Raw genomic sequence first — 25,490 nt, 5'->3', positions numbered from 1 at the left:
CGAAAGATTCCTGCATGACTGCCGATTCAACTGGCGCTCCAATGAGCGGCCGTACCGTCCAGACGCTGCCACCGCTCGGTCTTGGCACATGGCAGAACGAAGATCCCGAACAGTGCACCCAGAGCGTCAAACAGGCGCTTGAGTTGGGCTATCGCCACATTGATACCGCACAGATCTACCGCAACGAGGCCGCTGTCGGTGCTGGCATCGAACAGGCCGCCGTCGATCGCGACGATATCATCCTGGCAACGAAGGTGTGGAACGACAATCTCGCCCACGATGACGTGATCTCCTCAACCGAAGCGAGTCTCAATCGACTCGGCGTTGAGTACGTCGATCTGTTGTATGTCCACTGGCCGGTCGAGAACTTCGACCCGGAGAGGACACTGTCGGCGTTTGCCGAGCTGAAAGAGCGAGGACTGATCGAACACGTGGGACTCAGCAACTTCACCCCTGAGCAGCTAGACCAGGTCCAGGAGGCTGCGTCCGTGGACATTGACGCCGTTCAGGTTGAGTGTCATCCATTGTTACAACAAGAAGCACTCAGAGAGTACTGCTCGCGCCACGACATCGAGCTGGTGGCCTACTCACCGCTCGCACGCGGCGACGTGTTCGACATCCCAGAGCTCACCGATATCGCCGACGCTCATGGCGTCAGCGAGGCACAGGTTAGCCTCGCCTGGTTGGACGCACACGATGTCCGCTCGATCCCCAAGGCAACGAGCCGCGACCACATCGTCGACAACTTCGCAGCAACGTCTCTGTCACTCGATCAAGAGCAAGTGCGTACAATTGACGCGATTGACCGCGAGGACAGGCAGGTTCATCCATCGTTCGCTCCCAGCTCCTGGTAACCCGCACAACCCTTAACCAGGATTCACACAAACGACAGCCATGGAGTTCACACAGACCAACGCAGTCGGTGCGCTCGTCGTGTTGTTGGCACTGTTGATCGGCGGTACAATCACGAGTCCAATGGGGACGACCCTCTCGTTGATGATCAGCGCGGGTCTGCTCATCTTCGGTGTGCTGGTGTTTCTCATTGGGGTCAAACACGGCGAGTATCGGGCAACTCACTGACCGGTCCGGAGCTTGAGTAGGCAGTTTTGTTACGGTGGTTCGAGCACCACCACCATGACCAAACTCGACCGTTCTTGCGAGTCGCTCCCTGTAGACATTGACCTGCTTCGACTGCTGTTTGTGACGCCAAACGGCGTCGTGCGCGCGGAATCGATAGCAGGTGCAGAGGTGGCAGCTGCAATCAGTGACGGCGTCGAGATTGCCGAACGGGTTCACTGGCAGACCGCTCTCGGTGACACAGTTCCGGATGCTCCGAACCGGACGCTGTCGCTACAGCCAGCCGTACAGACGTTCAGACAATTACCGTTCGCCAGTAACTGCGGCGGACTGGTGTGTACCGTCCGACTACCGGATGGGACGCCCTGGCCTGGCGATCCACGACGTGTTCTTCGACGGTACGCTCACACGGTGACAGAACGCGGCCTTCGACCGACTGTCGCACTCGAAAGCGAGTTTCATCTGATTCGCGACGAATCGGACGACGACGCACACCACGAAGAGTCCATCCCACTCACATCCCACGAGTTCGTCACTGCGGTTAGGTCAAGTCTCGACCGGCAGGGAATCTCCGTAGCGGAGTATCGTCCTGAGTGGGGAACGGACGAACACGTGCTCTGTCTCGGTCGTGAGCCAGCACTCGGGGCAGCCGACCAGCAAGTGTTTGCAGAAGAAACGATCCACTCGATCGCCGCCAATCGTGGCTTTTCGGCGACGATGTTGCCCTATCCAACGAAAACGGCGACCAACGGCTGTCGGATCAGGCTCTCGCTTGGAGACGAATCGAACGATCGGTTTGTGTCCTCTGGACGACCGAGTCGGCTGGCACACGCGTTTCTCGCCGGCGTGCTCGATCACGCACACGGACTGCTCGGACTCACTACCGGGACCGTGAACTCTTATGCACGGTTTCATCCTGCGGGTGATGGTCCCACGCACGTCTGCTGGAGTCGTGACGATCGACGAGCCCTCATCCGACTTCCTGCTCAGTTACCAAGCGACAGCACGACACTCGAACTCGAATTCAGGGGTGCAGATCCAACGATGAATCCGTATCTGGCGATTGTAGGGCTGCTGCGGGCAGGAATTGACGGCATTGAGCGAAATCTCACTCCACCACCACCGATCGACGCCCCCCATAACACCGGGCGTGATTCCGAAACGGCTCCCGGTGACCGACTCCCAGCAACGATGATCGAGGCCCTTACAGCACTCGAGTCGGACCCGATTCTCACTGACGTGCTCGGAGAGACCCTCACCGATTGCTATCTGGCAGTAAAACATCGACAGTGGCAGGCCTTTACCGAGGCGACTGCCAGGTGGGAACGCGAACGATTCAGCCGCGTCTACTGATTATACACCTGCGCCGTCTTCTGACAGCCCGAGAATGAGTGCACCGGCTGCCATCGTCAGTGAGGCCACACCGGCAATCGGGGCAGGGATGGCGCTTGAGACGGCGACACCCAGAATCAATGCGGTGCTCGCAGCGATGAGTACTCCACCGGCTCCGATGCGTGACAGTAGGTTCGACATTACTGTACACTCTTCACTTCGGACGTATAAGCGTCACCAAATTGATTCGACATCAGTGTCGAGAGGGTTTTGGCGATCGACTGGCTGGTGTCAGTATGGACGGTCAGGAGCGACAACGTCTGCAGACAATTGCTGCGTATCAGTTCGGTGCAGGGGCGGGAACCACACTCTTTCCCGACGACGAGACGCTGTCTGTCCTGCGAACCTCTTCTGGACGTCCCCAGCAGATTTCGGCCGCCACCGGCGAACGGCTCGTTTCCTACGGTGTTGATGGTCGGTTCACGCTCGGGATAGCTGGTGGGCGTCGGTTGCTCGGGGCACTCGGTGGGCCGGCTGTCGCGGTCGGAACCGAATCGATTCCATTCGTCACGGAGGGAAAAAACGCATTCGCAAAATTCGTCCAGCGGGTGGATCCAGCCGTTCGTCCGGGTGATGAAGTACTCGTCACCTGCGATGAGTCCTTACTCGCCGTTGGGCGTGCCGAACTCGATGCCGAAGCGATGGATGCATTCGAGACGGGCGTTGCGGTCTCCGTTCGCGCCGGTAATCCGGACGTGCGTGCCGACTGAGAGCAGTATGTTTTTGGCACTCCCCCCGCTCGGGATAGATATGTTTGGTGGAGGCGGTCTCGATCCGCGAAAGATGCAACAGATGATGGAACAGATGGGGATCGAAACGGACGATATCAACGCCGAGGAGGTCGTCATTCGGACGGCCGACGAAGATCTCGTCTTTTCGAATCCTGAGGTCCAGCGCATTTCCGCACAGGGCCAGGAAACCTACCAGATCGTGGGTGAACCAAACACCCGCGCGGCCTCCGAAACTGCAGACGATGACGAATCGATTCCGCAATCTGACATCGACATCGTCGCCGAGCGAGCGGGTGTGAGCGAGTCGGACGCCCAAAATGCGCTCGAAGCAGAAGACGGCGATCTCGCCGCGGCAATTGCTCGCCTCGAGTGATTCGTCTCGTTTCCGACAACCGGGAATATCTGCTCTCGCCCGGTGAAACCTTAGAAACTGATCTGGGCGTCCTTGAGGTACCAGACGGCGTCGAACCCGGTGACATCGTCGAGACGCATCTCGGGACTGAATTCACCGCACAGGCACTTCGTGGGCCGGATCTGTTCACCCATTTCGATCGGACGGGTGCTCCGATGATGCCCCGGGATATCGGCCTCGTGATGGGCCACACCGGAATTAGCGATGGCGATCGCGTGCTCGATGCCGGCACCGGCACAGGTGTGTTGAGCGCGTATCTCGCTCGCGCCGGCGCGAACGTAACGAGCTACGAAACTGATTCGGAGTTCGCCGATGTCGCCCGTGAGAACATGGCGATGGCTGGCGTTGCCGACGGCGTGACGATCAGAACGGGTGATGTGACGCAAGCGCTCGATACGCTCGTTGCAGAGCCCCCGTTCGATTGTCTCACGCTCGATACTGCGGACGCACCGACGGTCGTCGAACAGGCTCCACAGCTGTTGGTTCCAGGAGGGTTCGTCGCCGCGTACGTTCCGTTCGTGGAAGGGACCCGCGACGTGGTCGAAGCGGCGCGCGAAGCTGGATTGCAGTCGATCGAGACGTACGAAACGATTCAACGGACGATGGACGTTGGCGACCGAGGAACCCGCCCGCAAACGGCCGGCGTCGGTCACACCGGATATCTCGTTTTCGCCCGCCGCTGAGCGTTATTCTTCGAATACGAGATAGCCAACCTGCTCGGTGGCGTGTGCCGTCTCAGAGTCACGGCTGGTCTCTTCTTCGGCCATGAGTGCAACACTTTTGCCAGTGAGATTCTTCCGTCTGAGCCCCACGGCGTCTCCGCCGATGGTGGTTTGCATACACGCGACGAACACCGGCTGTTCGTAGGATCGATCGAAGTTAACGGTCGTCCAGCCATCATCCACAGCAACGACCCCCAGCTCTGCGGGCCTATCTCCAATCGCGTTGGTTGCCGGTTCGATGGCGATGTAGCCGATCGATTCGGTTTTATGAGTGCCTTGAGCCTCGGATTCTTGCACTTTCACGTCGAAGCCAGAGCGAGAGACGTTCCGGACTCGTGTGACGATTGCCTGTCCGCCCTGGACAGTCTCAGCCTGACAGAAAACGAGCGGCGTGGTGTCGAAGTCGTGGTCGAACGAGACTGACCGCCACTCGTGATCGGTGACAGTACGGCCCGCCTCGGCGTATCGACCGCTTTCCACTTCGTGAACGCCGGCCTCGATCGTCACGTGGGAGGCGGTCTCTGGGTAGTGGACGCCGTTGAGGTAATCCCATTCCTCGATCCGTGCGTCGAATCCATTGCTTCCAACGTTTCGGAGCCGCACGTGACACGGTTGTGAGCCCGCATACGAAAGCGGCGAACAGGTCGTCACAGGAGAATCGAATGATTGCCCAAGCGAGTAGGTCTGCCACGGATCGTCGACGGTGAGCGATCCACCTTCGACGGCAGTTTTGTCAATCGGGGGTAAAGCTATACGCTCGCCATCGACAGAAACGGTGACATCGTCCGCGCGCCCGCGATCGATCGAAAATGTAGTCAGATCTCCTTTGAATAGATACTGGTCAGTTCCTCCCCAGACCCCCCCGCTAAACTTATCGATACCAGATCTGTCCGAACCGTTCAAAAGGGGTGTCGGGTACACTGTTTCGGAAACTGTGCCGCTGTAGTCGACCCGATCTCCAGTTGAATTGATCGATAGGGTGTGAACTGATGAAGGATTCAACGAACTAACCGTCTGATCGTTTCCGTCTACCATGAGCTCCACGTTCGACTCGTCGCCAGAAACGATCTCGAACGATAAAATCTCACCAGTAAACCGGTACAAATCGACACCGGTAGTCACCGTTCCTACTGCTGTTGGTCCCTGTATATGGTATTCGTCCGACATAAAGTCCGTAGACTTAATCGTTCCATTTACAGTCAATCTATAGGTTGTTTTTCCAGCACGCCCATTCACGAGAAGCTCGTGAGAGGGCGTTTCGTCGAGATCGTCGATCGAAATGGGTGATCCATCGAGGGTAAGCTCCAGATCGGATGGATCTCCCTCAGTCACGTCGAACTGATCGAGATCGTACGCGAATTCGTAGCTGTCAGGAACATCAGCAACCTCTCCGTACGCTCGATCTTCGAACACCCACCCGTTGGCGGACTGCTGCACCGAGATAAATGGCTTGTCAACGCCTAATTGATACTCTACAGGCTCGCCGGTCGAACGGACCGTCAATTGGCTGGTATCGGCCGGTGTGAGCTGATTAACCGATTTTGGCTCACCATCGAGGCGAATCTCGATAGCCGATTGATCGCCGCCAGTGATCGAGAAATCAGTGAGACGACCGCTGTATTGATAGTAATCGGTTCCACCCCAGACAACACCAGAAAACGCCCCATCACCAACCGTGTCTTCATTCCCAAGCATATCCGTTGGTGTGATCGTTCCGTCAACAGCACCCTCGTACGTGACTTTCTGGCCAGTACTCTGAATTGCCAGCACGTGGTCTGGCTCGCCGGCGTCGTGGGTTGTGGCTCGAACGTCAAGGAGTTTTTTCACCAGTGACGTATGGTAGTGTACGCGATCGGATCGGCCCAGATCGACGTACGTTTCGATCAGATACGACGGAATCCCGAGTTCGAACGCCGTCCGTTGGACGAACACACCGTGTGGATACTCGGCCGGCGAGGGCAACAGCCGTTCGTGAAACCGATTGTTGGTCGCTCCGATCGTCTCGTTTATGGTATCACAGGCGATCGTCGCAGCACCACGGAGGTTCCGAACTGGCGAATACGCCACCGACTGTCCGAGGCCTCCGTTCACGAATCGACTCCACGATTCGTGCAGATCAATGATCAGATCCGGCGAAAACTCCGTGACGACATCCCAGATTTCCCGTGCAAGCGGCGTGGTTGGCGTCGATTCCAGTGGAAACTGTCGGTTGAGATCTCCATTTGGCTCGCGAACGCCGTCTTCGACACCCTTTGCGTTCGCCCGGGGAAGCACGACCAGCCGCCCGCTCGATGGCGTCCAGTTCGCGATCTCCGTGGCAGCAAGATGACCTGCCGTTTCGTTGCCGTGCATCCCGCCAACAACCAGTGCAGTCATCCCTGGCGTCCCCGAATCGTTTACGTAGAGCGGCGTTTCTTCCTCGGTCCCCGAACGGAGCAGTCGGTCGGGCTCACCCGCAGGAGCAGCCGCTGCAGACTTCGATCCCGAAACCACCGTTCCAGCCCCCGCCGCACCCACCGCCTTGAGGACCGACCGCCGACCAACTGAAGAACGCTCGTCACTCACAGCTGCCTCCTGCGTCTGAACCACTCGGGGCTACTCGCTCAACACGATGGGAGAAAAAATTCGGAATAATGTCCATTATTGATAACAGGTATCGAAGTGGCCTGTAATCAAAATGTCGGTTTGACGGACGAATTTGTTGACTCGAGAGCGACCGTCAGTGGTCGTCTTCCCGCCAACGGTGTTCACATTCAGTACAGATGAAAAATCGTGTTTCGGACTCATCAGCAGAACGAATCTGTTGCATGTAGTAGTACGCCCGATCGTTTTCACACTCCGGACAGACGACAGACGTGGTTGGAAGGCCTTTGTCTTCGGCGTCGCTCACGTCGATGATCCCGTCGTCTTCTTGTTGCTCTGTGGTGATCATTTGGGCCTCCTCGGCTTTGTCGCCCCCCGTTTCGAATCCGCAGGACCGACACTTCCAGATCTCGCCATCTTTGTGCATGATCGAGCCGCACTCGTCGCAGAACTTCATATCAGTCAGCAGTTGTTCGGACTGTATAAACGCCTGGATTGTGTGTCTTCAGCCGACAGAACGACACCGCTGTCGGTGGAATGCTATCAATGAACACTGGAACGGGCAGTAGTAGACAGTGATCTGGTGGTTTCAGTATTTATGGCTCGGTGTACAACGTTTCCTCCGGTGGTACTGATGGCTGATACGACGCAATTCGAGGACGATCTCAGTCGAGGAGAAGTTGCCAGGTATCTGCGCGATATCGCGGCCGAGTTCGATGATGAGTCGTCCCCGATGCGGGTGACCGTGGGGAACAAGGAGGTGACACTGCAGCCGTCGCCGACAATCGACTGCGAAACGGAGGTAACGGAACGATCGCGGATGATCGGCAAGGATAGCCAGACGATAACGCTGACGCTCTCGTGGGCACCGGACGAAGACTAAGCGGATATTGCCGTGTTTTTCCGATTCCAGTATCGTTTTACGCTCCCTTTTAGTACCTGTTGTATGCCAGCTTTCGACACGGTGATGTCGTCAGATCGCAGATTCACCGGCGTTCTCAGGGTGGGGATTTCGCTCGTTGGTCTCGGTCTCGGCGTGGCGCTTGGCTGGGCGTTGTTCGTGAGCCTTCCCGGTAGGACGACCGTGTTCGGGGTGGTGCTCGTTATACTCTCGGGCGTGCTCGTTGGGCAACTCGCCAGCCGCATTGCCGGCGGATTTTTGTCGACCTACAACGTTGCGGAGGTAGCGGTCCGCGGACCGATCACCAGGGATGGAGTGTACGGTTCGATGCCAACGGGCTCCCAGACGGCAGGTGCCGATGCGATCGTCGAGCAGATCGAACGCACTGACGCCGACCGTGCCGTTGAGGCGCTAATCGTTCGGTTGAACACGCCCGGTGGAGAGGTCGTCCCGAGCGAAGACATCCGGAACGCAGTGTCATCGTTCGATGGGCCGACGATCGCGTATGCGACCGACACCTGTGCCAGCGGAGGCTACTGGATTGCCAGTGGCTGTGACAGCATCTGGGCACGCGAAGCGACGCTGATCGGTTCGATCGGCGTGATCGGCTCAAGAGTGAACGCAAGCGAACTCGCAGACCGACTCGGTCTCAGCTATGAGCAGTTCACTGCCGGCGAGTACAAAGATGCGGGCATGCCACTCAAGTCGCTTGATGACGACGATCGCGCGTATCTCCAGGGGCTAATCGATGACTATTACGATCATTTCGTCGATCGTGTCGCAACTGGACGCGATCTGGATGCGTCGGCCGTTCGCGACACCGAAGCGCGGGTGTATCTCGGCAGTGACGCCATCGAACGCGGCCTCGTCGATCGGCTCGGCACGCGCAATGTGCTGCTTGAGGAGCTCGAATCGGAGCTCGATCGTTCTCCGGTCGTCGAGGAGTTCACACCAGGGTACGGGCTTCGTGATCGCCTCCAGGGTGGAGTCATGGCAACGGCGTATGCGCTCGGTGCCGGGCTGTCGGGTCGGTACGATGACGCGTTCGACATCCGGCTATAAGCTTTTGTTTCGGTAGACCCTCTCCTCGCACGTGAGTACGCTGGTCGTCTGTGTCGATCGAGACGGCGATTTCACCATCGACCAGCCGGTGGTCGGAGAGGAATCACTATTCGAGCTGTTGCGGACGGCCGGCCTTGAGGATCCAGAGGACAGTCGGGTCAACTGTCTCCTCGAAACCATCAGCGTCGCCCGTTCAATGTCGGATTCGTGTACCCAGGCGGTTCCAGTCGTTGTTTCGGGAGCCGGCGAGTCGGTCGGGGTGGACCGTGCAATCGCGACCCAGCTCGACGATCTCGTTTCGGAGTTCGATCCAGACGCTGCCGTCGTCGTTGTTGACAGCGTTGCCGATGAGCTCGCAGTTCCGGTGATCGAAAGCCGGCTCCGTGTCGATGCGGTCGATCGCGTCATCGTCCAGCAAGCCCGTGACATCGAATCGACCTACTATCTCCTCAAACGCCTTGTCGTGGATGAAGAGCTCCGTCGGACGCTGTTCACCCCAATTGGTGCCGTGCTGTTGGCGATGCCGGTGATTCTCTCGGTCACTAACACGGTGACGGTCGCCGTTGCCGTTATTGCGGCCACCGTTGGTGGCTACTTACTTTATAAAGGCCTCGGCCTCGACAATGCACTCGCTACAGTACCAGCCATGGTTCGTTCGGCGTTTTACTCCGGACAGGTGTCGTTCGTCACGTACGTCGTGGGTGCTGGACTGGCACTCATCGGCTGTTTTCTGGGCGCAATCGCGGTTCAGGAGTACGAACCAGGGCTCTTCATGGTGGTTGCGTTTCTCTTCAACGCAATTCCGTGGCTCACCCTCGGTGCGCTAACGGCCACGACTGGACGGCTGTTTGACGGGCTGTTCGGACACGAGCAGGTTCGTGCGACGCTGTTCAACGCTCCGTTTGCCATTCTGGCGCTCGGACTGGTTGGCAGGGGATTCAGCGCATTTTTGCTGGAGAACCAGGCGCTGATAGCGCCGCTGATCGTTCCGTCGATGGCAATCGGCCCACTCACCACGACGACGGTCAGATTACTCGCCCGAACGCGGCTGCTCGTATTCGTCTTTGCCGGCGTGTTTGTCAGTCTGCTCGGCGTCGTACTCACGTCTCGGGTCTACACGCCATCAAACGACAGTTCTACTGAGTAACTTACAGATCTGCGTGTGATTCGAGAAAACCAACGAGCAGATCGTTCGCGTGGGCTGCGTTTTCGATTCTTGCCATGTGTTTTCCGTCGATCGGCTCGAACGTGCCTCGTGGGAGTGCAGCTGCCAGCTCTCGTCCGGCATCGACTGGCACCACCGGATCTGCGTTCCCGTGAACGATGAGTGCGTGCTGATCGATGTCGTAGGGACGATCCAGCGAATACGCTTTCATCGCCGCCAGCTGTCCGTCACGAACGCGTCCTGTCGCGTCGTCACTTTCTCGCCAGTGCTGGATCTGTGCGTTGATCTCGGGCGCACTCTCGAGTGTCTCTCGGTCGAGACACGGATCGAGCGCAGACTCGTCTTGTGCACACATCGTTTCGATTGCGTCATTGACGATTGTGTCTCCCGATTGGGTGGTCCCGAACAGCACGAGGCTTCTGGCACGGCCAAACTGCCTGGCGTATTCGAGTGCCACCATGCCACCTAGTCCAGCCCCAACGAGATGGACGCGTCTTGCGCCATGGTCTGCGAGCACCGTTGCCAGGTCGTCGACAAATTCGGCCACCCTTGTGATGGGCCCCCCGGTCGAGTCTCCCGCTCCGCGGTAATCGAACGCTAGCGTTTCGAACGGCCCAGCGAGCGCTGGTTGCTGGAAGGCCCACTGCCAGACGCCAAACGACAGGTCGTTTACAAAGGCGACCGTCGGCCCGCTTCCTGTCGTTTCGTACCGGAGCTCGCCACCATCAGTCTGGACCCTGGGCATAGGGCTTACTGCACGTTCAACTTCCGTTCGAGTATCGACGGTGCGTCTTCGAGTGCAGCCTCGAGCGCGGATACGTCCGGTCCGCCACCTTGTGCAAAGTCCGGTGGGCCGCCTCCGCCACCGCCGACGCGGGATGCCAGCTCGCTGACCACCTCGCCGGCATTGACGCCAACGTCGTCCGGAACGGCGACGACGAACTGTGCGCTGTCGCCACCGCTTGCAAGAACGGCCACCGTTTTGTCTTCTGCGATGGCCGTTGCCGTCGCTCTGAGCTCGTCTACGTCACCATCAATTCGCTCGATGACGGCCGTCGTTCCGTTGCCATCAATCGTGATCTCCTCGGTCGCACTCTCCGATGCGCGCAGCTCGGCCAGCTCTTCTTTGAGCGACTCGATCCGTTTTCCACGGGCTTTCCATTCGTTGAAAAATCGCTCTGCTGTTTCGGGAACGCCTGCCGGTGACACGTCAAGTACGTCGGCGGCGGCCGCCAGATCGGCTTCCGTTCGCTGAATCGCCTCGATGGCGGCATCACCAGCTCCAAAGACGATCCGCTCGATTCCATCCTGGACGCGTTCGGTGCCGAAAATCTTGATACAGCCGATGTCGCCGGTCCGATTGACGTGCGTTCCGGCACAGGCCTGGACGTCATCGCCAACGTGAATCAGTCGGACGTTCGATCCTGGTGGAATGCCACCCTGATAGATATCGAAGCCGTACTGCGATTCGGCAACGTTACGGTCCGGCCATTCCTGCACGACCGGTATGTTCTGCTGGACGATGCGGTTTGCGAGCAACTCGATTTTCTCCCGGTCTGCGCGGTCGATGCGTCGATAGTGGGTCACGTCGAATCGCGAACTATCGATGCCTTTCTGTGCGCCGGCCTGTCGGATGTGGTCGCCGAGCACTTCTCTCGCTGCATGACCGATGATGTGGGTGGCAGTGTGGTGGGCCATCAGCTGCCGGCGTCGCTGTCCGTCGAGCTGTCCGCTGACGAACTCGCCCTTCCCGGGATCGCCGTTCGTTCGGTGGAGAATCACGTCGTCTGTGCGCTGGACGTCGAGCACGTCGACCGAACTGTCGTCGGTGCTCAGGGTACCATGATCTGCGGGCTGGCCACCCCCTTCCGGGTAGAACATCGTCTGATCGAGCACCACGTCATACCCCTCTTCGCGCTCGATCACGTCGAGGACGACCGCCTCGAACTGCATACGATCCTGGTCGTCGTAGTAGAGCCGTTCGGTCGGTGGTAGCTCGCTGATTCGATCGTCGACCGACGCTGTGGACTTCGATGGCTCGCTTTCGGCCTCGCTCTCAGAGCTGTCTGTATGGCGTGCGGCAACTCTCGCGAAGAAATCATCAGGAACGGACACGTTGGCCCCCTCCTCTGTGGCGATCTCTGCGACCATATCGGGCTGGAGGCCGTGTGAATCGTACAGCTCAAGGAGCTGTGCCGTCGAAATCGGTGCATCCCTGTCTGCGTGCTCTTGGGCGAGCTGTCGAACTCGTCGCCCGCCTCGCTCTAGCGTTTCGGTGTATTTTTCGAGCTCCGTCCGGACAATCTCCCGGATCGTGTCGCGGTTGGTGTAGCCGAGCCGGTCTGCTTGCATGTCGACCAGTTCGTCGATCGGTGAACTCACGCCGACCGTATCTGCGAGTCGCTTCGTCCGGCGCAACACCATCCGAACGAGATAGCCAGACTCGACGTTGCTCGGAACGATCCCGTCGCCGAGCATATACGCCAGCGTCCGAGAGTGATCTGCGATCGCGTAGATCGTCTCTAAGGGCTCCATCAGCTCGCTCAGCCGGTCGCCATCCACACCGAGCTCGGTTGCAATCTCGGCTCTGGCACTCTCCATGTCCTCGGCTTCTTCGATGTCGAGAGCGCCTGCAAGCGCCGCCGCCTCGTGTACCAGTGTCGCCTCCGTTTCGCTGAGCTCAATCCCAGCGTTCGATTTGAGGTAGTCAATCATTTCGGGATAGACCGCCTCGTACACCGTAGGCGTTCCCTGGCTCACCCACGTCCAGCGCTCTAACCCGTAGCCGGTGTCGACGACGTACGTGTCCATCTTCGAGTACCGGTTTCCGTCTTTCATCTCGAATTCGCCGTCGGGATCTTGCTCCATCGACATGAACACCAGCGTCGCCAGCTCCACGCCACGATAGATGACCTCGATTGCCGGTCCGGCGTTGCCCCCGCCGACCCACGGATCCTCAATGTAGACGATCTCGGAGAGATCCGCCCCCATCGATTCGAAGAACTGATCGCAGTATTCGACGGTCTCGTCTTTCCAGTAGACCTCGCCGTGGTACGCATATCCTTCGGCGTCCGGCTGCGTGTTGAACGCATGGTGGGCCATCATCTCGAACGCCATCGTGTGTCTACCCGTCTTCCCGACGTTCTCGATGTCGTCCATCCGAATTGAGGGCTGGCTGATACAGAGCGGATTCGCCGGTGGCGGTGCCTGACCGCTGGTCACGAGTGGCTGGAAATCATAAATAGAAGCCTGTGTCAACAGCACGTCGTCGCGCCAGCGATTTGCGGCAACAGGGTATGGATCTATCCGTTCGTGGTCGTGCGCTTCGAAAAACGACAGAAACGCCTCGCGCATCTCCGTGAGGCTATACGCCTCGTCGAACCCCGGATTGTCAATGAAACTGTACTGTTCGCAGGGTGGCTCACCACACGTCGTCCGCGACTCATCGCGGGTCCAGAAGTGGGCGCCACAGGAAGGACACGTCTTCCGTGTGAACCCCTCACGCTCGAAATACTCGAGCTGATACTCCTCGTCGAGTTCACTCATTGGATTGCAATTGGCCGACCACCGGGTAAAACCCTTCCGAACAACCGTGTTAGACGAATCTTTGTATTATATTTTTAGATATATCTATGAAATATGTGGAAACATTGGTTTAACGTATGAATTGTGTGGTACTATCACACAACCGTGTCTACTGTTCGAGCGCAAGACTTGCGAGCATGGCTTCGAGCTGAACGCGTTCGTTCGCACCGATTGTGAGCCGGTAGTCCGCTTCGCCGATGCGGTCCATCAGCGCCACTGCCTGCTGGTCGTCGAGGTCGTACTCCCAGACAGTTCGATGGAGCTGATCGATGATGTCGTCGCCAGAGATCCCTTCGTCGGTGAGCAATCGTTCGCAGATCGACCGTGCGGCGGTGAAGTCGCCATCGATTGCGAGCGACACCATCTCTTCGATTGCTTCGGGACGAGCACTGCTGGCGATCGCAAACACTGCGTCCTCATCGACCGTATCGTCGAGCACACCGGCTGCCTGGAGATCGTTCACGGCCGTTCGCATGTCGCCGCCGGCCGCGTAGATCAGCGCTTCGATGCCGTCTTCAGTAAGGGCAATTCCCTCGGTGTCGGCAATCGACCGCAGTTGGCCGGCGATTGCGTCATCAGCCAGCGGGGAGAACCGAAACACCGTACATCTCGATTGGATTGGATCGATGATCTTACTCGAGTAGTTACACGAGAGGATGAATCGGGTGTTGTGTGAAAACTGTTCCATCGTCCGACGAAGTGCGCTCTGGGCATCAGAGGTCAGTGCATCAGCCTCATCGAGAAAGATGATCCGGTAGTCGAAGCCACCAAAACTCGATCGGGCGAAGCTCTTGATTCGATCGCGCACCACGTCGATTCCACGCTGGTCGGAGGCGTTCAGCTCAAGGAAGTTCGCCTCCCACTGTTCGCCGAAGATTTCCTTTGCGATGGCAACAGCACACGTAGTCTTTCCGACGCCGGCGGGCCCAGCAAACAACAGATGTGGCAGCTCATTGCGCGCAATGTAATTCTCCAGCCGTCCGACGATCGATTCGTGGCCGGCAACTTCCGCAAGTGACTCGGGACGATATTTTTCGGTCCAGACCTCCCGCCCCTGGGGTGCGGTCTCGCTCATACGCACCCCAGAGGCCGTTTGGACTTAACTCACTTGCAGTCTCTTCGGTTGGGTTCGTGGCTCCCGATACCCTTTAGCGTTCGCGGGCGGTTTCACCCAGTAATGACCCAGGCCGCCCGTACGCGCGAGCTCATCCCTGTCATTGGGCTCGAAGTACACGTCCAGCTCGAAACACAAACGAAGATCTTCTGTGGCTGTTCGACTGACACTGCGGACGCCGACCCGAACACACACACCTGTCCGGTCTGTCTCGGACTCCCGGGGGCGTTACCAGTGCTCAACGAGGCCGCCGTCGAGATGGCAGTGAAAGTCGGAAAAGCCCTCGACGCTGCGATCCCAGAACAGACGCGATTCCACCGGAAGAACTACTTCTATCCCGATCTGCCGAAGGATTTCCAGATCACGCAGTACGACAACCCGATCTGTCAAGACGGTGAGCTCGAAATCACCGTCGAGGACAGCGACCGACTGATCGAGATCGAACGAGCACATCTCGAGGAGGACCCAGGCAGTCTGAAACACGCGGGCGGCTCGATCGATCAGGCAGAGTACACGCTGGTTGATTACAACCGGGCGGGAATGCCCCTGATGGAGATCGTCACGCGTCCGGACTTTCGTGGTCCCGAGGAGGTCCGTGCCTTCCTCGAGAAGCTCACCGAGGTCCTTGAGTATCTCGGCGTCTTCGATGCCGACCGCGACGGCTCGCTTCGCGTGGATGCGAACATTTCGATGGTGTCTGCGGATGCGGTTGCCGAGGACGACTCGATTGCTGTGGCTACCCTTGAAGACACAAACCGGACCGAAGTGAAGAACATCTCCAGTCACAAGGGCGCACAAAAAGCACTGGCGTATGAGATCACCCGCCAGCGCAATGCAATTCGCCGTGGCCGTGCCGTCGAACAGGAGACCCGCCACTGGGACGAAAGCCGTGGCGTCACCGTCTCAATGCGCTCGAAAGCGACAGAAAAGGATTATCGATACTTCCGCGAGGCTGACATTCCACCACTACGCGTCGCCGGCTGGAAAGAGCAAATTTCGATTCCAGAGCTTCCCGACGCCCGTCGCGAGCGATTCGGCACGGAGTTCGATCTCTCCGATGAAACGGCGAGTAAGCTCACCGCCACCAAAGCGGTCGCCGATTTCTACGAATCACTCGTCGGTCAGTTCGATCCCGATTTCGTCGCCACCTGGACCGCCGACGTGTTGCTCGGTGAGCTCAATTACCGAGACCGCTCGGTCGAATCGGTTGATCGCAAAGCGTTCGCAGATCTCCTCGAACTCGTTGCGACCGAAGCGATCACCGAGAAAAACGGCGCAGAGGTCGTTCTCAGATCGATGCTCGACGATGGTGCCCATCCGGAGACGATCGTTGAGCGCGAAGGGCTCGGAAAAACCGACGCCGATGCCGTGGCAACAGCCGTTGCGACGGCGATCGACAACCACCCCGAAGCAGTAGCTGACTTTCACGCCGGCGAGGATGGAGCACTCAACTATCTTGTCGGACAGGTGATGGCAGAAACCGGTGGATCAGCCGATCCACAGACCGTTAACCAGCTACTCGAAGAAAAACTAACCAGCTGAGCTATCGGTCCGAACGGAAATACTTACCGCAACTATTTGTATTTGCAGCGAATATTGGCAGTTAATGTCAGGGCTGTTGCCGACTGGCACGAGCGCTAGTTCGGAGCAGAATGGCGAACCTCGGACGCTCTGGTTGGACAGTGATGATACTGGTGCCGTGTTGTCTTCGCTCTCTTCGGACACTGCCCGTGCTATTCTCAGTGAACTCCACGATGGACCAAAAACTGCCTCGGAGGTAGCCACTCGTGTCGACACCTCCTTACAGAATGCTCGTCATCATCTCTCGAAGCTCGAAACGGTCGGTGCGATCAGGACGGCAGACACCCGATTTTCGGAAAAGGGCCGTGAGATGACCGTATACGCCCCAAGCGAAGAGCCCCTGGTGGTGTTTGTTGGCCGCGAAGACGGAAAACAGGGGTTTTTTGACTCGCTTCGGCGTCTCATTCCGATTCTCACCGTCCTCGGGCTGGCGAGCGTGCTGGTGGAGTGGTTCGTGACGCCAACGATCGACCGCTCCACCTCCGAGCAGCTCCCGCGTGTTGGAGATGCCGTCGGGCCGTCCGATGCGACGGCCACGACGCTGTTCGGTCTCCCGCCGGGGCTAATCTTTCTTGCTGGTGGCTTGCTCGCCGTTGGCCTGTTCGTACTGGGCCACAGACTCCAGGGATCGAGACCACTCAATGGTTGATCGTCGCCGGTGGTGGTCAAAACCGTCGATGGCCCGTTTTGAGCGGCGATGACCCAACGCCTGGTGCGGTCCGCGTTCGTTCTGGTCGTCGTCACGACGGTGTTACTCTCATTTTCGCTTGGTCCACCCCAGCAGCTCTCGGCTACTACCACTGAATGGCAGTCGTTCGGTACCGATCCATTCGATCGCACTGGCCTTCTCGAGCACAATTCATCGGTACCGGCGGTTGATTCACGCGTCGATGTGGCCATCACGACAGCGAGCGAATCGGGCGTGCTCAAGAGCATTTCGAACGGTGGCTCGCCGCTGGGCACGTTTCAACTCCATCGGATCGTTCAGCACAACGACAAGCGCGTCGTCTACGGGTCGATCCCGATGGACTCGATCCGATCGTTCATGCGAGCAACGAACGCCTCAACAGTGCAGATACGCAATGGACCCAGGCGAACGAGTGGACGACAGGCGGCGGGGATAGAGCGCGTGAACGCCACCGCCGTTCACGAGCACTCAATTACTGGCGAGAACGTCACCGTCGGGGTCATCGACAGTGGATTTCGCCCGAGCCATCCGGAAATCGCCGGAAAAGTCAGTACGTACGCCAGATTTGGACAGCCAACCGACGCCGAACACGGCACTGCAGTGGCAAGCGTCGTCACGGACACTGCACCGAACGCGAGCCTGGCGCTGGCAGCTATCGGCGAGGAGACGACGCCAACCGAGTATCAACGCGCAGTGCGTTGGCTCAACCAATCGGGCGTGGACATCATTATCGACGCCGGCAGTTACTACAGCCAGCCCGCCAACGGATCGGGAGCGATCGATCAAATCGTCCACTCGACGGCCGATGATCTGCTGTTTGTCACTTCCGTTGGCAATCACCGCCTTCGGTACTGGAACGGCACACACACCACGGGAAAATGGGTTCAGATAGCAAATGACACGCAGGTAAATCCACTCAACGATGGTCGATCGTTCAGTGGCTCAGTTTCGCTTACGCTTCGCTGGAATCGGAGTGCTCCCGAGTACGATCTGTCCTTGTATCGCCGCCAGCCGGGCACTGATGCGATGGTGGCAGAGACGACGGGGAGTGACAACGATTCAGTTGCACATCTGCAGACGACAGTTCCACACGGCACGTACTACGTCTCGATCGAACAGACAACGCCGATGGCGAACGCCACCACTCCCACCGAACTCGAGCTGTTTGCCACCCGCAGACTGGGCTACCGATCACCGTCACGACCGGCGTCGCCGGCGACTGTTGAAACCGTTCTCTCCGTTGGGAGCTACACGGACGAGTCGATCCCAGATCACAGCGTCTCCAATCCGTCGCTGGTTGCGCCCTCCTCGGTCGCCGTCGATGGGCTTTCTGTCACCGGTGGCACCTCGTTTGCAGCGCCGTACGTTGCTGGTGTTGGCGCGCTCGTGATGGCAGCTGACAGTTCGATCGAACCCGCAACCGTTCGCACCCGACTGTTGGAGAGCGCAGACGATGTCGGTACACAATCGAACGATCCGCGGTCTGGAATGGGTCTTTTAAACGCAACGCGTGCAGTGGGCTGTTCGACGGCCACAGACGAACTGTCCTGTCCGTCAGAGTGACGCAAAATCGTGGGAGAAACTCCCTCTCACGAATCGGCGAAAGGGTTAGGTAACGACTCAGCTTAGCCCAATGATAACGAGAGGGAACAGCCAAGTGGAGCTTATCATCACTGAGAAAGAGAACGCAGCCCGTCGAATTGCAGAGATTCTGAGCGACGGCAGCGCCACCGCAGAGCGCCACAACGGCGTCAACGTCTATCGGTGGGGTAACCGTCGCTGTATCGGGCTCTCGGGACATGTGGTCGGCATTGATTTTCCGTCGGAGTATGCCGACTGGCGGGACGTCCGTCCCGGGGAGTTGGTCGACGCAGAGATTGTCAAAACAGAAACCAGAGAAAACATCGTCGCCGCACTGCGGTCGCTCGCACGCGACGCAGATTCGGCCGTGATCGCCACCGACTACGATCGCGAAGGTGAGCTCATCGGCAAAGAGGCCTACGAGCTCATCGACGAGGAAATCTCAGGGCCGATCGAGCGGGTTCGATTCTCCTCGATCACCGACCGGGAGGTCAAAGAGGCGTTTGCCAGCCCGGAATCGATCGATTTCGATCTCGCGGCCGCCGGAGAGGCCCGACAGATCATCGATCTGTTGTGGGGCGCTTCGTTGACGCGCTATCTATCGCTGTCTGCAAAGCAGCTCGGCAACGATTTCATCAGCGTTGGTCGCGTGCAATCGCCAACGCTCAAGCTGATCGTCGATCGAGAACGCGAGATTGAGGCGTTCGACCCCGAGGATTACTGGGAGCTGTTCGCCGATCTGACGGCCGGCGAATCGTTTGAGGCCCAGTATTTCCATCGCGAGGATGGCACCGAAACCGAACGGCTCTGGGACGAGTCGCGGGCACAGACCGTTGATACAGAGCTCCGTGAGGCTGGTGGCGCACTCGTCGAGACGGTCAGCCGGCGAACCCGAACCGACGATCCACCGGAGCCGTTCAACACCACACAGTACATCCGTGCGGCGGGCTCGCTTGGTTTTTCGGCACAGCGGGCGATGAGCCTCGCCGAAGAGCTCTACACCGCCGGGTACGTCACCTATCCACGGACCGACAACACCGTCTATCCGGACGATCTCGATCCAGAAGCGCTTCTGGAGACGTTTAGTGCCCACCGGATGTTTGGAGACGATGCCACGGCGTTGCTCGAACAGGAGTCGATTGAGCCGACGGCCGGCGACACCGAAACGACCGACCACCCACCGATCCATCCGACCGGCGAGTTCCCCGATGATCTCGGTGAGGATGAACAGCAGATCTACGAACTGATCGTCCGTCGCTTTTTCGCAACGGTCGCCGAGCCCGCAACCTGGGCACATCTGAAGGTGGTGGCGCTCGCGAACGACCACCGCTTGAAGGCTAACGGCAAGCGGCTCACAGAGCCCGGCTATCACGACGTCTATCCGTATCATTCGACGACGGAGAACTACGTCCCGCCCGTCGAGGAGGGCGACGAACTCACGATCGAGGACGTTCGTCTCGAGGCGAAACAGACCCAGCCCCCCCGTCGTCGCGGACAGTCGCGGCTCATCGAGACGATGGAGAAACTCGGCATTGGGACGAAATCCACCCGACACAACACGCTCCAGAAGCTCTACGATCGTGGCTACATCGAGGGTGATCCGCCACGGCCAACCGCGCTGGCGATGGGGGTGGTGGCCGCCGCCGAGGAGTTTGCTGATCTGATCGTCAGCGAATCGATGACGGCCGAACTCGAGGACGACATGACGGCGATCGCGAATGGGGAGGCGACGCTCGATGACGTTACTGACGAGTCGCGAGCGGTCCTCGAACGCGTGTTTGAGTCGCTGTCGGGCTCACACGAGGAGATTGGCGACCGATTACGAAAATCGCTGAAAGCCGATAAGACGGTCGGGCCGTGTCCCGAAAGCGACGACATGTTGTTGCTCCGTCGCTCTCGACACGGTTCGTATTTCATCGGCTGCGATGGCTATCCGGACTGTGATCACACGCTTCCGTTGCCCAACCGGGGCGAACCCGTCGTCATGGACGAGGTGTGTGAAGAGCACGATCTCCACTACGTGAAGATTCTCGACGGCAGGGACACGTTCGTTCACGGCTGTCCACAGTGTGCGGTAGACACGGCAGAAGCCACCGAAGATCGGATCATCGGCGACTGTCCGGCCTGTGGCGAGGAAGACGGTGGCGAGCTCGCGATCAAGCAGCTCCGGACCGGCTCACGGCTAGTCGGCTGTACGCGCTATCCCGACTGTGAGTACTCCTTGCCGCTGCCCCGCCACGGTGAGATCGTCGTCACGGACGAACTCTGTGAGACTCACGATCTTCCGTTTTTGGAGGTGCACGACGAAGACGACGGCGAGGACGACGATCCGTGGGAGCTTGGCTGTCCGATCTGTAACTACGAGGAGTATCAAGCGCGTCATGCCGTCTCATCGCTCGAGGATCTCGACGGCGTTGGCGAGAAAACCGCAGCAAAACTCAAAGCGGCGGGCATCGAATCGCTCGAGGATCTCCGCGACGCCGTTGCCGACGAGCTCGCCGGAGAGGTATCTGGCGTGAGCGAAGACCGCATTCGGGAGTGGCAGACACAGGCCGCGGTGTAGCCCAAATCCAACGGCGCGTTCGGTTCCGGTGCGCACAGAATGAACTCTTGCTAATTGCTACCATCAAACATTCTCATTGACAGTTCGAAGTGTTAACGTGATTTCATCCCAGAGTCTGTACTAATGGCTGCGCGTGAGGCGATCGTCGGCGCCGATTCGGTACCCGATGAGAGCACATTTTTGTTCACTGTTCGAGAGGTTGACACTGACACACAACGTGAGGCGATCCTGGTGCGGACTGGTGATGGGATCGCCGGCTGGTTCAACTACTGTCAGCATCTCACGGATGTGGCGCTCGATAAGGGCTCGGGAGCGAGTATGCGCGACGACGAGATCGTTTGTGTGAACCACGGCGCGATGTTCAACGCCGACTCTGGTGAGTGCACGTATGGTCCGTGTCCGGGGGCCGTTCTGGAGTCGATCGACGTGACGACCGACGACGGCACCGTCTGGTTGACCGAGGCGGGCTATGCGTTCGATCACGCCGGCCCGATCGAAACGGATCCGGCGGCGCTAGAATCGAGTTCGAACGTTCAGTACTGAGCTATCGAACCAGCTCTCGGAGCATTCGGATATTGTTGTTGCAGTCTCTTGTGTCGATTCAGATATTCGGATTGTAGAGTCCATTTGAGATGGAGTCTGATCTGCATCAAGTTTCTGCCTAAAATTTCCAATTTTCTGGGTCAACTTTTCGACGGCTATCGGTGAAGAAAGTAATAGTATGGGTTCAATGTCAACACAATACGCTGGGCTGAGAGTGGCTGTCGTCGAATCATTGTCTAGGCTAACAACGATCTCGTACGGTTCCTCGTCGTCGCCGACGAACTAGTCAGAGCCACGACTGAACTAATAAGGTCTAGGTTCGTTGTGGCGGTGGCAACCCCTCATGTGAGATACTCTAGTTGTTTTCATATATGATTCACTAATAATGCAACTGTGTCGAACAGCAATTATAATCTCTCTGTAGATAAATATGTGGAATTGGATGACTTTCGCACAATTCTTCTGATAACAGACAAATTTCGGCACCAAGATTTATTAGATCATCACTTTTGGCCAATATAGATTTTAAACACTCGAAACGTCACCGCCTACAAACGCAGAACGGGCCGCAATAACTCAGTTGGTAGTGCACCTCCTGTTAACGAGATCTTCATGTTCGAGTCCTGGTGGTGGCGTTGTTACGATTTGAGATGATTTTATATGACTTCGTGACAACCTTTAGGCATGGTGGATACGCCTAGAACGTCTGGCAACGGTAACAGCGTCTATTACTGGACAAAGCTTCTATCCGTCTTTGTCATAGGGGAAGTGATTTTAATTCGCCTCGGATTTGTCCCAATTATATATTTATATTCTATAATATGCATGATAATATTCACATACGAAGTGCTAAGTAGAGGAGGTTTAGAGCCGATCGTGGAGCAACTAAACTTGTTACGCGACGGGGAGAATCAGAAAAAAGAACGATCTGAAGAAGAAATCCTGTCAATTGTTCAAGAAAGGTATGCTCAGGGGGAAATCAGTGATGAAGAATTCGAACATCACATCGAGCGTCTACTCAACACTGAACTGAGTAACGAGGTGGGGAGTGAGCAAAGAGAGCTTCAGCCGAGCATGATAGATCAAGACGAACTATCCAGTAAGAACACATATGATAAAAAAAATAAACTTAACATATAAGAGTCTATCTGTTAGTTAGGCATGACAAAAATGCCCAAGCTAGACCGAAGAGCAGTGCTGAAAATTGGGGGAGGAGCCATTGCCTCCTCTGCCCTCTCAGGGGTGGTTAGTGCGCAACCACAAGACGTGCCACGCAAGGCGGTCACTGGTCCAAAAGGGAAGAAACACCGGAAAATAAATGAGTTTACGCCCGATACATCGGCAATTCGAGGATTGGAGTCTGTAAAGGTAGATGTCTTCAAAGGTGGGCAACAACGGGTTACAGTAACTGGTAGCTACAACCCCCAAATCAAAAACTCGGCCGACGACTTCAGAGTCAATTTAGAAGAAGGGAAGGGTCGTAACCAAGTTAACCCAAAAATCAGTAAAATTCTAGATAATAAAGGTAAGTCAGGAAACTACGATATGGGGCAAGAAATAGAGAGGGAGCAAGACAATGGGAAGTGAAAGCAATTGGGATTATGATGGCAATTACGAAGGAGGTGTAGTAGTTACTACTGAAAGGACCTTTCTTAACAGGTGTGTGACAAAATTATTCGCAAACTGGACAGTAGATAATGGAGAGGTGGATTGGGTTGACCGATATTGGAGGACATGGTGTGATACCGGATGGATGAAAGAGTCTGCCGGTTTTGTCGACAGCAACTTTAACGGTAACGACTACTATCTGAAGAGCCATGCTGACTACCATAAGTCATTACAAGATATTGACGTCTTTCACCGGATTAAAATCTGGTGCAAACCAGACGGAGATATGCGTTGGGAGGCAATATTTTGGCATGAAGGAGCTCAATACACCGGCCACGACGCCCGCATGACGTATACGGACAATCGATAGGACTACCAATCTGTTGGAGTCAATACTTCAGCTTCGGTTCGTGAAGTATGCCGACCCAGAACTTTTCAACGAATTTTTGAAATTTTTCCATCGTCTCTTAAACATAGGTGGGGATCTCTGACGGCAGATATTCTATTTATCGAGAATTTCCTAGATTCGATAGAGTGCCGCTGCATACGACGGAGCGAATTTAGATCTTCAATTCAAATCAACGATAATCCATAAAGATCTCTGTCCCTTGAACGTCCTCGTGACGATCGATTCGACGTCAACAATCAGTGCCATAGTTGACTGGGAGGATGTCATGGTTGGACCACCGGAACTGCAAATCACGATCGCTGTCACTTTGCTTGATCGGCAGCTTTTGGCCCTTGATACTCTCACGATCCAAGACTGGTTTATGAACGGCTATCGGTCAGTTCGAGAGCTCCCACTGGGCTATGAACAGCATTCGAAGAAATTGTCGGGAACTAAGATTCGATCTAATCGTAATTTTGGGACTATACACCCTCTACGTTCGGACAGCTAGACAACTTCCCGATCTTTCTGTCCATGTGTGGCTGGAGGTACTGGGTGGACTAGCCGGTACGTCCTATCACTGTGTACGAGTCAAACTACACGCAGTGTGACGATGGTTATGAAAACCAGTAATTCTTACACCACTACGGCGAGACGTTTGTCAACACCACCAACGGCACCGATGAACTGTGCCGAGTTTCATCATACTGTGTGCAATCGCGTCGCAGAAGAACGTTCGCAGGGTGCGGCGTTCACGACACACCGACCCACAGCTCCACTGGAAACGAACGGGTCAGGCGCTGGTGTCCTCGCGACCGCCTTCGATCCGAACGAGCTCGTCAACGGGCGGGAGATCTGCTTTCGCGTCGGTGATGATCTCGATTCGCCGGCTCGTTTTCTCGGTGGCGTATTTGGTCAGCGCCTCGTTTGAAACCGCAGGCTCCTCAAGCTCCTCTCCGGCCTGGAGAATGCCAACGACGTGTCCCAACAGCTCCTGGAGTGTGGTCTGTACCACGCCCGGATCGACATCCTCCTCGCCGATCAGTCGCTGGACTTCGTGCATGCCAAACCCAACGTGGCGGCCCTCATCGCTGCGTACGCGGGTGATCCCCTCGATCAACCCATCAAGATCGATGTGGTCCTCGCCAGTTCGCTCTGCACCGGTCGGACTGAAACTCGATTGCAGTCCGTAGTAGCCCGTCTGTGCCAACACGCTCTCGACGATCAGGTGGTAATGACAGTACGCACGCGCCCGGTTCGTCGGGCTGTCCTCCGTCAACAGCCGCTCCATCGCCGTCGCGGTTTTCTCGAACAGCGCCACGTAATCCTCTGAAAAGTAGCGCTGGTCGGTCGGATTTGTCACCTCGAATCCGCGTTCACGTGCCACCGGATCGATCACTTCTCGCCAGTATCGGTCGAAAAACTGCGTGTGCTTCGCTTCTTCGTAGAGCTGTGAAGTGAGAAACAACTCCCGATCCACGTCCGACGTCACCTGTAACAACGGCGTGAGATCCTCCGTCACTGCCTCCTCTCCGGCTCCAAACAGCGCGAGCGTCCGACGAAGGCTTTCGAACTCCGCCCGATCGACATCTTCCTCACTCAAGCGGGCCCGATCGTTTTCGAGCAACGTCTGGGGAACGTCCTCGTATGGATCCCAGTGGCGATACACCGCGTTTCTGAAATATCCGCCGGCAAACGAGTCCGGATCAAGCCGGTAGTTTCGGGTTGTGTCCTCAATTTGTGGCATCAAACATCTGTATGTAACGAACAACGAAATAGGTAATTGATAGAAAT

General features: G+C 57.2%; 24 protein-coding genes and 1 pseudogene. 18 read left to right on the top strand and 7 right to left on the bottom strand.

The genetic code is table 11. From position 1 onward, the window contains the following. Positions 1 to 14 precede the first annotated feature (14 nt). Genes JXQ78_RS09115 through JXQ78_RS09105 form a run of 3 tightly spaced genes read left to right on the top strand, consistent with a single transcriptional unit; the run spans position 15 to position 2,430 of the window. Positions 15 to 854, top strand: a complete 840-nt coding sequence (locus JXQ78_RS09115) for an aldo/keto reductase (protein ID WP_330630460.1) — start codon at positions 15 to 17, stop codon at positions 852 to 854. A gap of 40 nt (positions 855 to 894) precedes the next feature. Next, positions 895 to 1,080 carry a DUF7333 family protein gene (locus JXQ78_RS09110; RefSeq protein ID WP_330630459.1) on the top strand — a complete coding sequence of 62 codons (186 nt, stop codon included), beginning with the start codon at positions 895 to 897 and terminating at the stop codon, positions 1,078 to 1,080. A 54-nt stretch (positions 1,081 to 1,134) separates the two neighbouring features. Continuing rightward, positions 1,135 to 2,430 carry a glutamine synthetase family protein gene (locus JXQ78_RS09105; RefSeq protein ID WP_330630458.1) on the top strand — a complete coding sequence of 432 codons (1,296 nt, stop codon included), beginning with the start codon at positions 1,135 to 1,137 and terminating at the stop codon, positions 2,428 to 2,430. Here JXQ78_RS09105 and JXQ78_RS09100 read toward each other — a convergent pair whose 3' ends face one another. Next, the gene (locus tag JXQ78_RS09100) at positions 2,431 to 2,610 is read right to left on the bottom strand and encodes a hypothetical protein (RefSeq protein ID WP_330630457.1); all 180 of its coding nucleotides are present in this window, start codon (positions 2,608 to 2,610) and stop codon (positions 2,431 to 2,433) included. Positions 2,611 to 2,705: 95 nt separating this feature from the next. Here JXQ78_RS09100 and JXQ78_RS09095 point away from each other — a divergent pair, with 95 nt between their 5' ends. Genes JXQ78_RS09095 through JXQ78_RS09085 form a run of 3 tightly spaced genes read left to right on the top strand, consistent with a single transcriptional unit; the run spans position 2,706 to position 4,295 of the window. Next, a complete protein-coding gene (locus JXQ78_RS09095; RefSeq protein WP_330630456.1) occupies positions 2,706 to 3,179 on the top strand; it encodes a PUA domain-containing protein in 474 nt (157 codons plus the stop codon). A 40-nt stretch (positions 3,180 to 3,219) separates the two neighbouring features. Beyond that, positions 3,220 to 3,573, top strand: coding sequence for a nascent polypeptide-associated complex protein (locus JXQ78_RS09090; protein ID WP_330630455.1), 354 nt, complete (start codon positions 3,220 to 3,222; stop codon positions 3,571 to 3,573). Next, a complete protein-coding gene (locus JXQ78_RS09085; protein ID WP_330630454.1) occupies positions 3,570 to 4,295 on the top strand; it encodes a tRNA (adenine-N1)-methyltransferase in 726 nt (241 codons plus the stop codon). Before JXQ78_RS09090 ends, JXQ78_RS09085 begins: the two co-directional genes overlap by 4 nt. 3 nt (positions 4,296 to 4,298) lie before the next feature. Here JXQ78_RS09085 and JXQ78_RS09080 read toward each other — a convergent pair whose 3' ends face one another. Together JXQ78_RS09080 and JXQ78_RS09075 are read right to left on the bottom strand one after the other, a co-directional pair. After that, positions 4,299 to 6,899, bottom strand: coding sequence for a succinylglutamate desuccinylase/aspartoacylase domain-containing protein (locus tag JXQ78_RS09080; protein WP_330630453.1), 2,601 nt, complete (start codon positions 6,897 to 6,899; stop codon positions 4,299 to 4,301). Between the two features lie 154 nt (positions 6,900 to 7,053). After that, a complete protein-coding gene (locus JXQ78_RS09075) occupies positions 7,054 to 7,374 on the bottom strand; it encodes a transcription factor S (RefSeq protein WP_330630452.1) in 321 nt (106 codons plus the stop codon). A gap of 177 nt (positions 7,375 to 7,551) precedes the next feature. On the opposite strand from JXQ78_RS09075, the gene JXQ78_RS09070 reads away from it, so the two are divergent. The 3 genes from JXQ78_RS09070 to JXQ78_RS09060 all read left to right on the top strand — a co-directional run bounded on the left by JXQ78_RS09070 (position 7,552) and on the right by JXQ78_RS09060 (position 10,027). Further along, positions 7,552 to 7,800: an amphi-Trp domain-containing protein gene (locus JXQ78_RS09070; protein ID WP_330630451.1), complete on the top strand. Its 249-nt coding sequence runs from the start codon at positions 7,552 to 7,554 to the stop codon at positions 7,798 to 7,800. A 63-nt stretch (positions 7,801 to 7,863) separates the two neighbouring features. Beyond that, positions 7,864 to 8,880: a signal peptide peptidase SppA gene (gene sppA / locus JXQ78_RS09065; RefSeq protein WP_407934014.1), complete on the top strand. Its 1,017-nt coding sequence runs from the start codon at positions 7,864 to 7,866 to the stop codon at positions 8,878 to 8,880. Between the two features lie 31 nt (positions 8,881 to 8,911). Then, a complete protein-coding gene (locus tag JXQ78_RS09060) occupies positions 8,912 to 10,027 on the top strand; it encodes a DUF373 family protein (RefSeq protein WP_330630450.1) in 1,116 nt (371 codons plus the stop codon). A 1-nt stretch (position 10,028) separates the two neighbouring features. Here JXQ78_RS09060 and JXQ78_RS09055 read toward each other — a convergent pair whose 3' ends face one another. The 3 genes from JXQ78_RS09055 to JXQ78_RS09045 form a co-directional block, all read right to left on the bottom strand. Then, positions 10,029 to 10,790 carry an alpha/beta fold hydrolase gene (locus JXQ78_RS09055; RefSeq protein ID WP_330630449.1) on the bottom strand — a complete coding sequence of 254 codons (762 nt, stop codon included), beginning with the start codon at positions 10,788 to 10,790 and terminating at the stop codon, positions 10,029 to 10,031. 5 nt (positions 10,791 to 10,795) lie between these two features. After that, entirely contained in the window at positions 10,796 to 13,591 is a 2,796-nt protein-coding gene (gene alaS / locus JXQ78_RS09050) for an alanine--tRNA ligase (RefSeq protein ID WP_330630448.1), read from the bottom strand. Positions 13,592 to 13,739: 148 nt separating this feature from the next. Further along, positions 13,740 to 14,705, bottom strand: coding sequence for a replication factor C small subunit (locus JXQ78_RS09045; protein WP_330630447.1), 966 nt, complete (start codon positions 14,703 to 14,705; stop codon positions 13,740 to 13,742). Positions 14,706 to 14,807: 102 nt separating this feature from the next. Here JXQ78_RS09045 and gatB point away from each other — a divergent pair, with 102 nt between their 5' ends. The 9 genes and pseudogenes from gatB to JXQ78_RS19045 all read left to right on the top strand — a co-directional run. Next, positions 14,808 to 16,286 carry an Asp-tRNA(Asn)/Glu-tRNA(Gln) amidotransferase subunit GatB gene (gene gatB, locus JXQ78_RS09040; protein ID WP_330630446.1) on the top strand — a complete coding sequence of 493 codons (1,479 nt, stop codon included), beginning with the start codon at positions 14,808 to 14,810 and terminating at the stop codon, positions 16,284 to 16,286. A gap of 64 nt (positions 16,287 to 16,350) precedes the next feature. Next, positions 16,351 to 16,974: an ArsR/SmtB family transcription factor gene (locus JXQ78_RS09035; protein WP_330630445.1), complete on the top strand. Its 624-nt coding sequence runs from the start codon at positions 16,351 to 16,353 to the stop codon at positions 16,972 to 16,974. Between the two features lie 48 nt (positions 16,975 to 17,022). Next, complete coding sequence (locus JXQ78_RS09030; RefSeq protein ID WP_330630444.1) at positions 17,023 to 18,576, top strand: S8 family serine peptidase; 1,554 nt, start codon at positions 17,023 to 17,025, stop codon at positions 18,574 to 18,576. Positions 18,577 to 18,670: 94 nt separating this feature from the next. After that, a complete protein-coding gene (locus tag JXQ78_RS09025) occupies positions 18,671 to 21,157 on the top strand; it encodes a DNA topoisomerase I (RefSeq protein ID WP_330630443.1) in 2,487 nt (828 codons plus the stop codon). A gap of 123 nt (positions 21,158 to 21,280) precedes the next feature. Beyond that, positions 21,281 to 21,700, top strand: coding sequence for a Rieske (2Fe-2S) protein (locus tag JXQ78_RS09020; RefSeq protein ID WP_330630442.1), 420 nt, complete (start codon positions 21,281 to 21,283; stop codon positions 21,698 to 21,700). A gap of 684 nt (positions 21,701 to 22,384) precedes the next feature. Further along, positions 22,385 to 22,840, top strand: coding sequence for an SHOCT domain-containing protein (locus JXQ78_RS09015; RefSeq protein WP_330630441.1), 456 nt, complete (start codon positions 22,385 to 22,387; stop codon positions 22,838 to 22,840). A gap of 30 nt (positions 22,841 to 22,870) precedes the next feature. Further along, positions 22,871 to 23,287 (top strand): hypothetical protein, encoded by a 417-nt coding sequence (locus JXQ78_RS09010; protein WP_330630440.1) that lies wholly within the window; start codon positions 22,871 to 22,873, stop codon positions 23,285 to 23,287. After that, positions 23,277 to 23,678 (top strand): hypothetical protein, encoded by a 402-nt coding sequence (locus JXQ78_RS09005; RefSeq protein WP_330630439.1) that lies wholly within the window; start codon positions 23,277 to 23,279, stop codon positions 23,676 to 23,678. The genes JXQ78_RS09010 and JXQ78_RS09005 overlap by 11 nt, the downstream gene beginning before the upstream one ends. Before the next feature lie 184 nt (positions 23,679 to 23,862). Then, a pseudogene (locus JXQ78_RS19045) lies at positions 23,863 to 24,207 on the top strand (aminoglycoside phosphotransferase family protein); the annotation flags it as partial. A gap of 282 nt (positions 24,208 to 24,489) precedes the next feature. On the opposite strand, the gene JXQ78_RS09000 reads toward JXQ78_RS19045, so the two are convergent. Beyond that, the gene (locus JXQ78_RS09000) at positions 24,490 to 25,443 is read right to left on the bottom strand and encodes a ferritin family protein (RefSeq protein ID WP_330630438.1); all 954 of its coding nucleotides are present in this window, start codon (positions 25,441 to 25,443) and stop codon (positions 24,490 to 24,492) included. Positions 25,444 to 25,490 lie beyond the last annotated feature (47 nt).

Source organism: Halocatena halophila (assembly GCA_027563145.1).
GTDB lineage: Archaea > Halobacteriota > Halobacteria > Halobacteriales > Haloarculaceae > Halocatena > Halocatena halophila.
The sequence above is the reverse complement of the archived record's forward strand: the minus strand, read 5'-3'. Positions and strand labels throughout refer to the sequence as shown.

What these genes read in the sequence shown, in the direction of transcription:
- JXQ78_RS09090 (WP_330630455.1), top strand. Translation starts at nt 3,220, where the DNA reads ATGTTTGGTGGAGGCGGTCTCGATCCGCGAAAGATGCAACAGATGATG.
- JXQ78_RS09045 (WP_330630447.1), bottom strand. Translation starts at nt 14,705, where the DNA reads ATGAGCGAGACCGCACCCCAGGGGCGGGAGGTCTGGACCGAAAAATAT.
- JXQ78_RS09030 (WP_330630444.1), top strand. Translation starts at nt 17,023, where the DNA reads ATGACCCAACGCCTGGTGCGGTCCGCGTTCGTTCTGGTCGTCGTCACG.
- JXQ78_RS09105 (WP_330630458.1), top strand. Translation starts at nt 1,135, where the DNA reads ATGACCAAACTCGACCGTTCTTGCGAGTCGCTCCCTGTAGACATTGAC.
- JXQ78_RS09070 (WP_330630451.1), top strand. Translation starts at nt 7,552, where the DNA reads ATGGCTGATACGACGCAATTCGAGGACGATCTCAGTCGAGGAGAAGTT.
- JXQ78_RS09000 (WP_330630438.1), bottom strand. Translation starts at nt 25,443, where the DNA reads ATGCCACAAATTGAGGACACAACCCGAAACTACCGGCTTGATCCGGAC.
- JXQ78_RS09115 (WP_330630460.1), top strand. Translation starts at nt 15, where the DNA reads ATGACTGCCGATTCAACTGGCGCTCCAATGAGCGGCCGTACCGTCCAG.
- alaS (WP_330630448.1), bottom strand. Translation starts at nt 13,591, where the DNA reads ATGAGTGAACTCGACGAGGAGTATCAGCTCGAGTATTTCGAGCGTGAG.
- JXQ78_RS09095 (WP_330630456.1), top strand. Translation starts at nt 2,706, where the DNA reads ATGGACGGTCAGGAGCGACAACGTCTGCAGACAATTGCTGCGTATCAG.
- JXQ78_RS09010 (WP_330630440.1), top strand. Translation starts at nt 22,871, where the DNA reads ATGCCCAAGCTAGACCGAAGAGCAGTGCTGAAAATTGGGGGAGGAGCC.
- JXQ78_RS09110 (WP_330630459.1), top strand. Translation starts at nt 895, where the DNA reads ATGGAGTTCACACAGACCAACGCAGTCGGTGCGCTCGTCGTGTTGTTG.
- JXQ78_RS09005 (WP_330630439.1), top strand. Translation starts at nt 23,277, where the DNA reads ATGGGAAGTGAAAGCAATTGGGATTATGATGGCAATTACGAAGGAGGT.
- JXQ78_RS09035 (WP_330630445.1), top strand. Translation starts at nt 16,351, where the DNA reads ATGTCAGGGCTGTTGCCGACTGGCACGAGCGCTAGTTCGGAGCAGAAT.
- sppA (WP_407934014.1), top strand. Translation starts at nt 7,864, where the DNA reads ATGCCAGCTTTCGACACGGTGATGTCGTCAGATCGCAGATTCACCGGC.
- JXQ78_RS09055 (WP_330630449.1), bottom strand. Translation starts at nt 10,790, where the DNA reads ATGCCCAGGGTCCAGACTGATGGTGGCGAGCTCCGGTACGAAACGACA.
- JXQ78_RS09100 (WP_330630457.1), bottom strand. Translation starts at nt 2,610, where the DNA reads ATGTCGAACCTACTGTCACGCATCGGAGCCGGTGGAGTACTCATCGCT.
- JXQ78_RS09020 (WP_330630442.1), top strand. Translation starts at nt 21,281, where the DNA reads ATGGCTGCGCGTGAGGCGATCGTCGGCGCCGATTCGGTACCCGATGAG.
- gatB (WP_330630446.1), top strand. Translation starts at nt 14,808, where the DNA reads ATGACCCAGGCCGCCCGTACGCGCGAGCTCATCCCTGTCATTGGGCTC.
- JXQ78_RS09015 (WP_330630441.1), top strand. Translation starts at nt 22,385, where the DNA reads ATGGTGGATACGCCTAGAACGTCTGGCAACGGTAACAGCGTCTATTAC.
- JXQ78_RS09075 (WP_330630452.1), bottom strand. Translation starts at nt 7,374, where the DNA reads ATGAAGTTCTGCGACGAGTGCGGCTCGATCATGCACAAAGATGGCGAG.